General features: G+C 37.7%; 13 protein-coding genes. 10 read left to right on the forward strand and 3 right to left on the reverse strand.

Annotation, left to right across the window (positions count from 1 at the left end; translation table 11 throughout):
- Window positions 1–64 precede the first annotated feature (64 nt).
- From DYR29_RS02790 to DYR29_RS02815, 6 genes are all read left to right on the forward strand, one after another.
- Window positions 65–862, forward strand: a complete 798-nt coding sequence (locus tag DYR29_RS02790; RefSeq protein WP_213279200.1) for an SDR family oxidoreductase — start codon at window positions 65–67, stop codon at window positions 860–862.
- 76 nt (window positions 863–938) lie between these two features.
- On the forward strand, window positions 939–1,853 hold the full coding sequence (locus tag DYR29_RS02795) for a helix-turn-helix domain-containing protein (RefSeq protein ID WP_213279201.1): 915 nt from the start codon (window positions 939–941) through the stop codon (window positions 1,851–1,853).
- Between the two features lie 182 nt (window positions 1,854–2,035).
- The gene (locus DYR29_RS02800) at window positions 2,036–3,037 is read left to right on the forward strand and encodes a T9SS type A sorting domain-containing protein (RefSeq protein ID WP_213279202.1); all 1,002 of its coding nucleotides are present in this window, start codon (window positions 2,036–2,038) and stop codon (window positions 3,035–3,037) included.
- Between the two features lie 216 nt (window positions 3,038–3,253).
- The gene (locus DYR29_RS02805; protein WP_213279203.1) at window positions 3,254–4,411 is read left to right on the forward strand and encodes an MFS transporter; all 1,158 of its coding nucleotides are present in this window, start codon (window positions 3,254–3,256) and stop codon (window positions 4,409–4,411) included.
- 111 nt (window positions 4,412–4,522) lie between these two features.
- Window positions 4,523–5,380 (forward strand): AraC family transcriptional regulator, encoded by an 858-nt coding sequence (locus DYR29_RS02810; protein ID WP_213279204.1) that lies wholly within the window; start codon window positions 4,523–4,525, stop codon window positions 5,378–5,380.
- A gap of 91 nt (window positions 5,381–5,471) precedes the next feature.
- A complete protein-coding gene (locus DYR29_RS02815; protein WP_249413596.1) occupies window positions 5,472–6,122 on the forward strand; it encodes an HD domain-containing protein in 651 nt (216 codons plus the stop codon).
- A gap of 71 nt (window positions 6,123–6,193) precedes the next feature.
- On the opposite strand, the gene DYR29_RS02820 is transcribed toward DYR29_RS02815, so the two are convergent.
- Both DYR29_RS02820 and DYR29_RS02825 read right to left on the reverse strand, forming a co-directional pair.
- A complete protein-coding gene (locus DYR29_RS02820) occupies window positions 6,194–6,583 on the reverse strand; it encodes a hypothetical protein (RefSeq protein ID WP_213279205.1) in 390 nt (129 codons plus the stop codon).
- A 37-nt stretch (window positions 6,584–6,620) separates the two neighbouring features.
- A complete protein-coding gene (locus DYR29_RS02825) occupies window positions 6,621–7,997 on the reverse strand; it encodes an MFS transporter (protein ID WP_213279206.1) in 1,377 nt (458 codons plus the stop codon).
- A 71-nt stretch (window positions 7,998–8,068) separates the two neighbouring features.
- On the opposite strand from DYR29_RS02825, the gene DYR29_RS02830 reads away from it, so the two are divergent.
- The 3 genes from DYR29_RS02830 (at window position 8,069) to DYR29_RS02840 (ending at window position 10,265) form a co-directional block, all read left to right on the forward strand.
- Entirely contained in the window at window positions 8,069–8,917 is an 849-nt protein-coding gene (locus DYR29_RS02830) for an AraC family transcriptional regulator (protein ID WP_213279207.1), read from the forward strand.
- Window positions 8,918–9,009: 92 nt separating this feature from the next.
- Window positions 9,010–9,492: a MarR family winged helix-turn-helix transcriptional regulator gene (locus DYR29_RS02835; protein WP_213279208.1), complete on the forward strand. Its 483-nt coding sequence runs from the start codon at window positions 9,010–9,012 to the stop codon at window positions 9,490–9,492.
- 8 nt (window positions 9,493–9,500) lie between these two features.
- On the forward strand, window positions 9,501–10,265 hold the full coding sequence (locus DYR29_RS02840) for a hypothetical protein (RefSeq protein ID WP_213279209.1): 765 nt from the start codon (window positions 9,501–9,503) through the stop codon (window positions 10,263–10,265).
- Window positions 10,266–10,324: 59 nt separating this feature from the next.
- Here the strand turns inward: DYR29_RS02840 and DYR29_RS02845 are convergent, their stop codons facing one another.
- Window positions 10,325–10,567, reverse strand: coding sequence for a hypothetical protein (locus DYR29_RS02845; RefSeq protein ID WP_142716618.1), 243 nt, complete (start codon window positions 10,565–10,567; stop codon window positions 10,325–10,327).
- 197 nt (window positions 10,568–10,764) lie between these two features.
- Between DYR29_RS02845 and DYR29_RS02850 the strand changes: the two genes are divergently transcribed.
- Window positions 10,765–12,060: a cryptochrome/photolyase family protein gene (locus tag DYR29_RS02850; protein ID WP_213279210.1), complete on the forward strand. Its 1,296-nt coding sequence runs from the start codon at window positions 10,765–10,767 to the stop codon at window positions 12,058–12,060.
- The last annotated feature ends 1 nt before the right edge of the window (window position 12,061 follow it).

Consider the following 12,061-nt stretch of genomic DNA (forward strand, 5'->3'; position numbering starts at 1 on the left):
ATTTTGGCAACTCCCGGGTTTGTTCTAATGCTGAACTTTGTCCTGTAATTTTAAACAAAGAAAAATGAAAACAATTTTTATAACAGGTGCTTCTACAGGATTAGGAAAAGCAACTGCCCAATTATTTCAAAACAACGGATGGAGAGTAATCGCTACGATGAGAAACCCTGAATCCGGAGCTGATCTTGCTGCGTTGGAAAATGTAACTGTACTTCCGCTGGATGTTACCAATCCGGAACAGATCAGGTCTACTGTGAAGCAGGCGTTGGAGCTTGGCACTATTGATGTGGTATACAATAACGCAGGATATGGCTTAATAGGACCTTTGGAAGCTCTTTCTGATGATCAGATCGTAAAACAGCTTGACACAAATTTATTAGGAGTTATACGCGTTACCCAGGCATTCATTCCTTACTTTAGAGAGCAGAAAAAAGGAATGTTTATTTCTACAACGTCTATAGGAGGACTGGTGGCATTTCCATTGGGTTCTACTTATCATGCTACCAAGTGGGCGCTTGAAGGATGGAGCGAAAGTTTAGCTTTTGAGCTTAATACTTTAGGAATTGATATTAAAACGGTTTCTCCGGGAGGAATCAAAACAGATTTTGTAAGTCGTTCTCTGGATTCAGCATCTAGTCCGGCGTATGAAGAGATGACGAACTCTCTGTTTTCTAAAATGGAAGGAATGATGGAAGCTGCTTCTACTCCTGAACAGATTGCAGCAGTGGTGTATGAGGCTGCTACAGATGGCAAAAAACAGCTGAGATATATAGCCGGAGAAGATGCTAAAGCGATTTATGCACAACGCCTTGAATTAGGTGATGAAGCATTCAGAGAGCAGTTTGGCAAACAGTTTATTTAATCAGGTTTTGGAAGACAGTATAAAGTAAATCACACTAATACTGTCTTTTCAATTAAATAATTTATAATTTTATATCATGGAAAAGAAAGATAATATTCCTCTGAAAATTTCATCCATATCAGAACTGCACGACATGTTGCAGCTCCCAAAACCGCTTCATCCGTTGGTAAGCCTTGTGGATAATACGAAAATGAGTATTAAAAAGGATATGCTGAAAAGAAGTTTTATCCTAGATTTTTATAAAATTTCGTATAAATATTCTACCACGGGGAAAATGGGCTATGGGCAGGGATATTATGATTTCAACGAAGGAGGAATGATGTTCACCGCACCCGGCCAGGTTCTTTCCACAGATGAAAATGCAGAATATTGTGGCTATACATTATTGGTACATCCGGATTTTATCAGAAGCTATCCTTTAGCCAAAAATATCAAAAACTTCGGTTTCTTTTCTTACGATACGAATGAGGCGCTTCATTTGTCTGATCATGAGAAAACAACTATAACCGGACTGCTTGATAATATTGAAAATGAACTGAATACTGCGATTGATGAAGTAAGCCAGGATGTTATCATTTCTTATATGGAAGTTCTTCTCAATTACAGCAACCGTTTTTATAAAAGACAGTTTATCACGAGAAAGGCTGTAAACAGTGATCTGCTGACGAAGATGGATCTTGTGCTGGAAAATTATTTTAATCAGCAGGAAACCTTGAATAAAGGACTTCCTACGGTAGAATTTCTGGCTTCCACTCTTAATTTGTCACCTCATTATCTGAGCGATATGCTTCGTAACCTTACCGGGCTGAATGCCCAACAGCATATTCATGAAAAGCTGATTGAAAAGGCGAAGGAATATCTTACCACTACAGGTTTTTCTGTATCTGAAGTAGCTTATGCCCTGGGATTTGAACATCCGCAGTCCTTCAATAAACTCTTTAAAAAGAAGACGGATAAGACTCCACTGAGTTACAGACAGTCTTTCAATTAAATAGATCACCCGGTTCAAACACCGGGTGTTTTTTATTTACATAAAATAATGATTTACAGAGAGGTAAAAAATACCTGATTTCAGGTAGATAAAAATACTTTTTTTTCAGGATTGATAGCCGTGGAGACTCAAAATACATTTGTATAAAAAACAAAACTCCAAATCAATCTAAAATAAACAGTATGAAAAAGCTAAACTCTATTGTATTACTTGGCCTTGGAATAATGGCTTATGCCCAGCCATCGGTCACAAGAGCAGGTGTGGACAGGATTAATAATCCTATTGAGCTTAAATCAGGAGATGTAACGGCAACGGCTATCAATGCGGGTCCGGCTGGCGCCAATATTACATGGGATTTTTCTGCTTATGCAGGAACAAATACTATTACTTACACTGTTAATGCATGTCCGGGCCAGGCTAACTGTTTCAGGTTTCCCGGAGCCAACAGAATTACAAAACCAGCTTCTGCGGATACGTATGATTTTAATATCATGACGGATGCAGATGCTACAATGATTGGGTCTTATTCCGGTCCGACCTTGGGAGATATCACAGTAACATATACCAATCCATTGATAGAATATAAATTCCCAATAACATATCTGCAGCAGTACAGCGATAATTATCAGTTCAGTAGTGTATCTGCCAGTGTAGGAAATACAGATGAATCAGGACAGGTGGATTATAGTGTAGACGGCTATGGAACTGTAATAACACCAGCGGGTACTTTTACAAATGTGTTAAGGATCAAAAGAATGAGAACTGCAACACAGACTTTTCCGGGAGTTCCTACGCCTGTAACCTATACCAATGAGTCCTATCAATGGGTGAATCAAAGCTACGGAACGGTATTTACTTTCGGAATCAATACTTTTGTATTTAATGGAACTACAAATGTTGCAAAAACGGTTTCATACCTTACTAACGGAACATTGTCTGCAATAGAACCAGATGCCAAAAAAGAATCAGTATCAGTGTATCCGAATCCTGGTTCTGATTTCATCACATTAAACACCAGGGAAAATATCAGGAGTATAAAAGTAACGTCTATGGACGGTAAAGTTGTTTTAACAGCCGGAAATGTTAAAACTGTTGATATTTCAAAACTCCAGAAAGGAGTATATATTCTGCGGGGAGAATTCAAGAACGGTAGCTCCGTTTCAAAAAAGATTATCAAAAAATAGCAGGAATTCAGTTTTAAAACCTTTATAAAGTGACAGTATGTTATCTTTCCATTGGAATTGATCTCATACTGTCTTTTCTTTTTAACTGCAGCCTTTTGATTTTCAGAATTTCAAAGCTAATGGTTAAAATGGAACGTAAAAATGACAAAAACGGACTAGATTTTAATAGGGGAGCGTGTCTACCTTTGCAAAAGGAATTTTTATCCCCCTGTTATAATGAACGAGAGAGAATCTTTTAATGCAAAAATGCCAACAGCCTGTTTTTTACTTTTCTTTGCCCACGGACTTGTTTTTTCTTCCTGGGCCAGCCGAATTCCTATCATTAAAAATGCACTTTCTATCAATGAGGCAGAGTTGGGAACACTATTGCTTCTGATGCCGATAGGACAGCTTTCAACGATGGTTTTGGCCGGAAAACTGATCAGTATTTACGGAAGCAGCGGGATTATTAAAAGATGCTTTATGCTGTATCCTTTTTTTCTGTTGTTAATTGGTTTATCACCTTCTTACTGGACATTAGGGGTTGTGCTGTTTTTCTTCGGGGTTTCCGGGAATATGTGCAATATTGCGATCAATACGCAGGCTATTGAAATAGAATCTATTACGAAGAGATCCCTTCTCTCTTCCTATCACGGAGCCTGGTGTTTTGCCGGTCTTACGGGAGCGGTTGTCGGCTTATTGATGATCAACCTTCATGTGGGAACTTTCTATCATTTTGTCACTATTTTTATACTGGTAGGAATACTTTGGTTCTATAGTAAAAGAAATCTGACTAATATTATTCATAAAGCAGAGCCGCAAACCCAGTCAATTTTTAAATTTGTGAATCCTACACTGGTGGGGCTGGGAATCATAGGATTCCTGAGTATGGCGATTGAAGGGGCTATGTTCGACTGGAGCGGGGTTTATTTTCAAACTATAGTTAAAGCACCAGAAAATCTTGTAATACTGGGATATACGAGTTTTATTTTAATGATGACTTTAGGCAGGTTTATCGGGAACAGAATCATAGAAAAGTATGGAAAAAAGATCGTTCTGCAATGTTGCGGGATTCTGATGAGCGGGGGACTTTTTCTAAGTGTTTTCTTTCCGGAACTATGGATCTGTATCATCGCTTTCATGATCATTGGTCTCGGAAGTTCTCTGAGTGTGCCGTCCGTTTATAGTACCGTTGGAAAGGTAAGCACGGTAGCACCAAGTATTGCTTTATCATTTGTTTCCAGTATTTCATTTTTAGGATTTCTGATGGGGCCGCCTCTTATCGGATATATTGCTGAAAGTTTTGATCTCAGATATTCATATGGCCTTTTTGCCTGTTTTGGGATTTTACTGGCGGTGATGGCTGGTCAGATGAAGGTTTTCAGAAAATCATAACTTTTCAGGGAATTTTGACATCTGTTAGGTGTTTTTTGACATTTTCCGGTTCATTATTCCTTGCTAATCTTGCATCTCAAAATCTTTCTATCTTTATTAAAATTTCGTTCCATGAAACCGGTCTCAGGAATTTTAACCGAATCTGTTATTGATCATTCTTTTTCCGTCAAGCGTTTGGAGGAGCATGTTCCTTATTCCGGAAGCTTTGTAAGGCTTAATTACCATCATATTTTAATGATTGAGAGCGGTAGAGGTGTGCTGGTCATAGATGAACATACTTTTGATATTGCAGATCAGAAAATATTTTTACTCTCTAAAGGCCAGATCTGTAAGTTTGAAAACTATTCTGATGTCTGTGGCTATCATATTTCTTTTGGGGACTGTTTTTGGGAAAGAGTGCCTTCCAGTGCCAGTAACTGTAAAGCGGTTTTGTTTAATAATGCCGCTGCGAATCAGCAGTTGTTACCGGATCAGACTGAAACAGACGAATTCTTAAGTTTGTTTAAGATCTTACTGACAGAATACAAAGCAGAGTCTTATACCAATCAGATGGATGTATTGGCTGCCTATTTAAAGATCATTATGATCAAATTAGCTAACATAAAAATCGTAAAGGAAGAAACTTTTGACAGTCAGGATTATATTATTTACCGCAAATTTATGGAGCTGTTGAGCAGCCAGTATCATAATCTGCATGCAGTAAACGACTATTCAGAGTTGTTGAATATTACCTCACGGAGACTGAGTGAACTGTGTAAACGGTGTAGTAATAAAAGCGCAAAAGAGATCATCAACGGACAGATTATTGCGGAAGCGAAAAGACTTCTTCAGTTCAGCTCTTATACCGTAAAAGAGATTGCTTATCAGCTTAATTTCAATACATCAGAACAATTCAGCCACTTTTTCAAAAAAAATACGGAAATATCTCCGGTGAGCTATCGTAATAATTTCATTCATATCAGAGTATAAAACAGTCTGAAATTTTGACATGTCATCAGTATTTATTGATATTCTCAGGAACCTGTAATCAGGATACCTTTGGATAAAATTACATAAAGCTATGTCAGTACATCGTATGAAAGAAGTTGCCGGAATCATCATTCCGGACAGTAAAATCGCAACAGAAGCCACAGAGCTTCTATTGGAACACGGAACAGAATTTATTTATAATCACTCCCTGCGTGTTTTTTTATTCTCGTCATTAAATGCCAAAAGGGAAAACAAGACTCATGATACAGAGCTATTATACGTGGCATCGGTATTTCATGATCTGGGGCTTGTCTCTCATTACAGCAGTCCTGACCTGAGATTTGAGGTAGACGGAGCCAATGCAGCAAGAGACTTTTTGAAAGGACATGGGATTGCTCAGGATAAACTCCAGCTGGTTTGGGATACCATTGCGCTTCACACGACCATTGGAATTGCAGAACATAAAGAGAATGAAGTAGCCTTAATGTATTCCGGAGTAGGATTGGATGTGATGGGAGAAGGATATGAAAACCTCAGTAAAGAACATCGTGAGGAAATTATCAGGGCTTTTCCGAGAAATGATTTTAAAAAGAAGATAATTCCTACTTTTTTCGGTGGTTTTGAACATAAAACAGAAACTACTTTTGGAAATATAAAAGCTGATGTTTGTGCCTTCATGATCCCGAATTTCCAAAGGAAAAACTTCTGTGACTGTATTTTACATTCCCCATGGTCTGAATAAGCAAAATAAATTGACGCTTACAATTACACAGCCCTGTACATGCTCACATGCTCAGGGCTGTTGTATATTGTTTATATCCAGTTTTCAATAAGATGAAACCACAACGCCTTTTCTTTATTCAATAGAAAAACAGCTGATGATTGTCTCCTGTTTGTAGTTTCTCCCGTGATCTGAGTCTCGATATAGGTGGCAAGACCGTGATGCTCAGAATCATGTACTTCTATATTTTCAACCTGAATATTTCGTTCCGGAAATTTTCCAAATACGGTGGGAAGCCATTCCCCAAGCATAGATAGCGTAACAGTATCTCCGTTTCCATTAATCATTTTGAAATCCGGTGATAATCCGGATAATAATTCCTTATAAAGACTTTCCCGGTTTTCGGTTTTCCCTTGAAACCATTTTTCAATATTCCTGTGAAATTCTTCTATTTCCCAAATAATTTTTTCTGTATTGCTCATATTTAAATGTATAATTTTTTTGTTGTTTAAATGTTTTTTAATCAATGAATTTCTTCAATCTGCTTCCTGCTCCTATTCCAATAAGTTGAAAAATGCCAATCATTCCTACCGCTGTTACAAATGCTTCTTTGAATCCCAGAATAGGGATCAGATTAAAAAATAAAGTTCCAATAACAGCCCCTCCGGTTACACTGCCAATTTGAATTCCAATGCTTACCAACCCTGAAGCCTGGCCTGCTTTATCTTTAGAAACCAGAGAAATTGCGGTCCGCATCATAACCGGCATAATAGTACCGTGCCCGAATCCGGCAATAAAAAGGGTAGTACGAGTAATAAAAGACGGTTTTTGCTGAAAATAGAAAGCCGCTGCACTCAGTACAAATCCGGTCAGCAACAATCCCAATCCTGCGTAAATCATTTTTTCAGTGGCCATTTTTGTCCGTGAAGTGATTAAAGGGGCCAGAAAAAATGCAAGCCCATAAGGAACAATAGCCAATCCTGTCTGCATTGAGTTCTGATGAAGAAACTGCTGAAGATAATAAGGATAGCAAATGAATAAACCAGCAGTGAAATTGTAAAAGAAAATAATAAGAAGGCTTAATGCAAAAGGTTTATGCTGCAGCAGTGCCGGATCTATAAGTACCGGACGGCTTTTTTGCAACTGCTTTTTCTCATATCTCAGAAACATGATTAATAATAAGATTCCGGAAAGAATAACTCCGAAAATCCACCATGCCCATTGAAATTTCTGTCCGAAAATAAGAGGGCAGATAAGCATGAGTAAGGCTATAATTAATAATAAAGCTCCTGTAAAGTCAATATCCGTCTGTTCTTTCTTATTGCTGTCACTCATGGTAAAGTGAACCCCCAGAATACAGATCATAGTAATGGGTACATTCACAAGAAAAACCATTTCCCAGGAAAAATTTCCCCAATGCATACTTAGAAGAACTCCGCCAAGCAATTGCCCGGCCACTGAGGCAAGCCCAAATACCGAACTGAAAAGACTCACAGCCTTAGGCTGCTCCTGACTGCTGAAAAGATCCTTTATAGAAGCCAATACCTGAGGTGCGAGCAATGATGCGCCAACACCCTGAAACAGTCGGAAAATAATCAGCCATGTAACATCAGGAGAGAAGGCGCAGGCCAGAGAAGAGAACAGGAAAGTATATAATCCCGATATAAATATTTTTTTACGGCCGTAAATATCACCCAGCCTTCCTCCACAAACAACAAGCGCTGCATACGTAAGCCCATAAATGGCAATGACCATCTGAAGCTGATGATCACTGGCTCTGAATGCTTTTTTGATAGAGGGCAAAGCCATGTTGACAATAAAATAATCCAGCGGTGAAAGAAAAGCACCAGCAATCAGAAAATTGAGTGCCTGCCATCGTTTCGGATGTGTGTTCATATTTTTTTATGCAAAATTACCCGCTTTTTATTCCGCTAAAATTGTACTTTTGGAGGAAAATACAGTGTATCATGAAAGGACTGCCGCTTGAAGAGATTGATGTAAGAGAAATAAAACTGAAGGAAGAAGAGATTATATTTAAAACAAAGGCTTTTCTCTCATTTGTTTATATTGTTAAGGGAGAAGGTACGCTTGCATATGATGATCGGAGTATTAATTTTTCGCAGGGTAAGCTTTTCATTATTCCTCAACAGGAAGAATATCACTTTGAGAGTAAAACGGCTCAGCTCATCAGTATTCAGTGTCCGGTTCAGTTTATAGATAAAATCAGGCTGGAAGCAGATCGTATTGAAAGCTGTGAGAATTTGTATAAACTCCAGTACATCAGCCATAATTATCATGCGAGGGCTGGTTGTGTCTTCAGAAATAAAAATGATGAGCAATTTGCGGAAACCCTAATTCTGCAGATCGCGAATGAGTTCAAAAATAAAGCGGAGGACTATTTAATTATCCGTAATTGTATGTCGATCCTTCTTAACCTGATTGCCAGAAATATCATTCAGAGTGAAACATCAGATCTTCAGGAAAACCGCAAAGCTTTTTCGATCATGAAGATTATCACTTATATTCAACAGCATATAAAAGACCGTGAGAAGACCGGAATTCAGACTATTGCTGAACATTTCGGGATTTCCGGGAATTATTTCGGAGAGTATTTCAAACAGCAGACGGGAGTTTCCTATCAGGATTATCTGCTGGACTACAGGCTAAAATTAGTTGAAACCTATTTAAAATACAGCAGTGTACGCCTAAGTGAAATCGCTTATGAGCTCCAGTTCAGTGATGAAAGCCATCTTTCCAAGCTTTTCAAAAAATATAGGGGAGTGACGCCCGGTGAATACAGGAAGAATTTCAAATAACTTTTATCTTAAATTCTTAATTCAAAAAAAAATATAAAGTTGACTATATAGTTGACTTTATATTTTATATATTTACAGAAAATATATTTCAGATGGATTTTGATTTCATTAAAGAATTAGGATATAAAGCGCTGGATAGCAGGTTGAAAAGAATCAGCGACAGGATGTCTCATGATGTTCGTAAATTTTATAAAGAATTCGGGATTGATGTTGAACCCAATTGGTATCTGGTCTTTATGCTGCTGAAAAAAAAGGGGGAAATTTCAATTACCGATATTGCGGAACCGCTGGGATATTCACACCCATCTGTTGTGGTTATTGTCAAAAAAATGAACGAAAGCGGTTATCTCATCGTCAAAAAAGACAGTATAGATAAACGGAAACAAATTATTTCACTATCTCCTAAAGCCATTGAAATGCTCCCTCAGCTGGAGCAGATTTGGGACAGTTGTGAAAAAGCAATTTTGAATGTGCTATCAGAAGATCTTGGGATTTTCACGTATCTGGATCATATTGATCAGCAATTAAAGGATGAATCTTTCCATCACAGGTTTAAACAGGAATATTTAAAATAAATCAAATCATGAAAGCATTAATTCTCATCACAGCATTTCTTTTTTCCAATCTGATGATTTCGGCAACTGAAACAAAGATCATGATAAGAGCGAAAGCAAGAGATGCCAAATTTATCGGAACTTCATTAGGCGGCGCTCATATCATCATCAGAAATAAACTTAATCAGAGGATTCTGGCAGAAGGAAATACCATGGGAAGTACCGGAAACACAGATCTGATTATGAAAACGCCTAAAATCAGAGGAAACTCCATTGCAGATGCACAGACCGGAGGTTTTATGGCGGCAGTGGATATTGATGAACCTACATTTGTGAATATAGAAGTCATTTCTCCTTTGAACAGTAAGCAGGCCCAGGCGGTGGTAAGCACAGAATTGTGGCTGATTCCCGGAAAACATATTTTAGGAGAAGGAATTATCCTAGAAATTCCGGGATACATCATTGATATTCTGAAGCCAAGAACCCATCAGTATATTGCCTTGAGTACTATTAAAGACAAACCTTTCCTGTTTCAGGCTAATATTGTTATGATGTGCGGATGTGTCATCGATAAAGGAGGCGTCTGGAATTCCGATGAAATTGAAGTGAAAGGAATCTTGAAAAAAGACGGAAAATTTGTGAAGAATATAGATATGTCTTTAGTTTCAACCAACCTTTTTGAAGGAAGCGATATGATTAGTTCTCCGGGAAACTACGAACTTGTACTGTACGCTTATCATGAAAAAACAGGAAATACGGGTGTGGATAAGGTAAATTATGTAGTGTTTGAATAAACGAAATTATTAGGCAGTCGAATAAAAAAGAGATCTTTTCAAGGTTTCTTTTTTATTCATTACAAAACCTGAAGCTCTCTGAAGACCTCGATAATCGCTTCAATAAGCCCTTTGTCTATATTTTTTTCCGACGCAGCATCAGGCAGAAGAGCTCTTAAGTCCCCATGATCATCACGCTCAATAACGACTTCTGTTCCGTCAACATCCACGTACAGTTTATAGCCGTATGAGAAGGTGGCAAGCTTTCCATTGAAAAACAGTTCTTTACCTTTATAGATTACGGGTACTTCAAATTCTTCCATTATTGTAAGTTTCTATTCATACTAAATTCCAGACAAATGTCGGGAAATTTTACTTCATATCATCATACAAAATATAATGATAAAGCCGAATAATACTAATTTCTGGAAATATTTATGTGCTAAAATATGTATATTTATTCCTTAGATACGAAGTCATTTCAAAGCAGAAATGACCAATGAATTTGAATTAAACTATTATGAAAGATACAATCACTCTTTTCTGGTTCAGACGTGATTTGAGGTTGGAAGACAATATCGGGCTTCACCACGCTCTCCAGTCGGATGCTCCGGTCATGCCTGTTTTTATATTTGATACTGATATTCTCGGGAAACTGGAAGATAAAGAAGACCGTAGGGTAGATTATATCCATCAGGCTTTGACGGCTATCAATATTTCATTGAAAAAACACCATTCAAAAGTCAATACTTACTATGGAAAACCTATAGAAATATTCCGCAAACTATCTGAAGAATATCATATTGAAGGCATTTTCTGTAACCGGGATTATGAACCTCAGGCAATTGAAAGAGATAAGGAAGTCTATTATTTTTTCAAAGAGAAAAATATTCCTTTCAAAGCTTATAAAGACCAGATTATTTTTGATAAAGATCAGATTGTTAAAAAAGATGGTTCTCCTTATACCGTTTATACTCCTTTTGCAAAGAAATGGCGTGAAGCATTAACTCCGGAACATTATAAATCTGTAGAATTAAGCTTTAAAAATCTCTTTTCACAGGAACATTCTGATATTGTTACCTTACAGGAGATTGGTTTCAGAAAAACAGATTTTGATTTTACCAAACCTGTTCTGGATGCTTCCATTATAGATGATTACGATAAATACCGTGATTATCCTGCCTTACAGCATACCACACAACTCGGAATTGCTTTACGGTTTGGAACAGTAAGTGTCAGGAAATGTGTGGCTTTTGCATTGAAGCATAATGCAACATGGCTTTCAGAATTAATCTGGCGTGAATTTTTTATGCAGATTTTATATCATTTCCCGGAAGTTGTTCATCATTCGTTTAAAAGACAGTATGATAATATTAACTGGCGGAATAATGAAGAAGAATTTAAACACTGGTGCGAAGGAACTACAGGCTATCCTATTGTAGATGCCGGAATGAGACAGCTTAATGAGACAGGCTATATGCATAATCGTGTAAGAATGATTGTAGCGAGCTTCTTATGTAAGCATTTACTGATCGACTGGCGTTGGGGTGAAGCTTATTTTGCCTTAAAGCTGAATGATTATGACCTCTCTGCAAACAATGGAAACTGGCAGTGGGCGGCAGGAAGCGGCTGTGATGCGGCTCCTTATTTCAGAGTTTTCAATCCGACAGCTCAGGTTGAGAAATTTGATAAAGACTTTTCATATATCAAAAAATGGCTGCCAGAATGGAATACACCCGAATATCCCGCTCCGATAGTAGAACATGCCTATGCCAGAGAAAGAGCTTTATCTGAATATAAGAAAGCCTTGAAATAAA

The sequence above is a fragment of the Chryseobacterium indologenes genome (assembly GCF_018362995.1).
GTDB classification, from domain to species: domain Bacteria; phylum Bacteroidota; class Bacteroidia; order Flavobacteriales; family Weeksellaceae; genus Chryseobacterium; species Chryseobacterium indologenes_G.

Bases quoted from the DNA above. Each gene is read 5' to 3' on its own strand.
- DYR29_RS02820 (WP_213279205.1), bottom strand. From the start codon at position 6,583: ATGAGCAATACAGAAAAAATTATTTGGGAAATAGAAGAATTTCACAGG.
- DYR29_RS02800 (WP_213279202.1), top strand. From the start codon at position 2,036: ATGAAAAAGCTAAACTCTATTGTATTACTTGGCCTTGGAATAATGGCT.
- DYR29_RS02830 (WP_213279207.1), top strand. From the start codon at position 8,069: ATGAAAGGACTGCCGCTTGAAGAGATTGATGTAAGAGAAATAAAACTG.
- DYR29_RS02840 (WP_213279209.1), top strand. From the start codon at position 9,501: ATGAAAGCATTAATTCTCATCACAGCATTTCTTTTTTCCAATCTGATG.
- DYR29_RS02835 (WP_213279208.1), top strand. From the start codon at position 9,010: ATGGATTTTGATTTCATTAAAGAATTAGGATATAAAGCGCTGGATAGC.
- DYR29_RS02790 (WP_213279200.1), top strand. From the start codon at position 65: ATGAAAACAATTTTTATAACAGGTGCTTCTACAGGATTAGGAAAAGCA.
- DYR29_RS02845 (WP_142716618.1), bottom strand. From the start codon at position 10,567: ATGGAAGAATTTGAAGTACCCGTAATCTATAAAGGTAAAGAACTGTTT.
- DYR29_RS02810 (WP_213279204.1), top strand. From the start codon at position 4,523: ATGAAACCGGTCTCAGGAATTTTAACCGAATCTGTTATTGATCATTCT.
- DYR29_RS02805 (WP_213279203.1), top strand. From the start codon at position 3,254: ATGAACGAGAGAGAATCTTTTAATGCAAAAATGCCAACAGCCTGTTTT.
- DYR29_RS02825 (WP_213279206.1), bottom strand. From the start codon at position 7,997: ATGAACACACATCCGAAACGATGGCAGGCACTCAATTTTCTGATTGCT.
- DYR29_RS02795 (WP_213279201.1), top strand. From the start codon at position 939: ATGGAAAAGAAAGATAATATTCCTCTGAAAATTTCATCCATATCAGAA.
- DYR29_RS02815 (WP_249413596.1), top strand. From the start codon at position 5,472: ATGTCAGTACATCGTATGAAAGAAGTTGCCGGAATCATCATTCCGGAC.
- DYR29_RS02850 (WP_213279210.1), top strand. From the start codon at position 10,765: ATGAAAGATACAATCACTCTTTTCTGGTTCAGACGTGATTTGAGGTTG.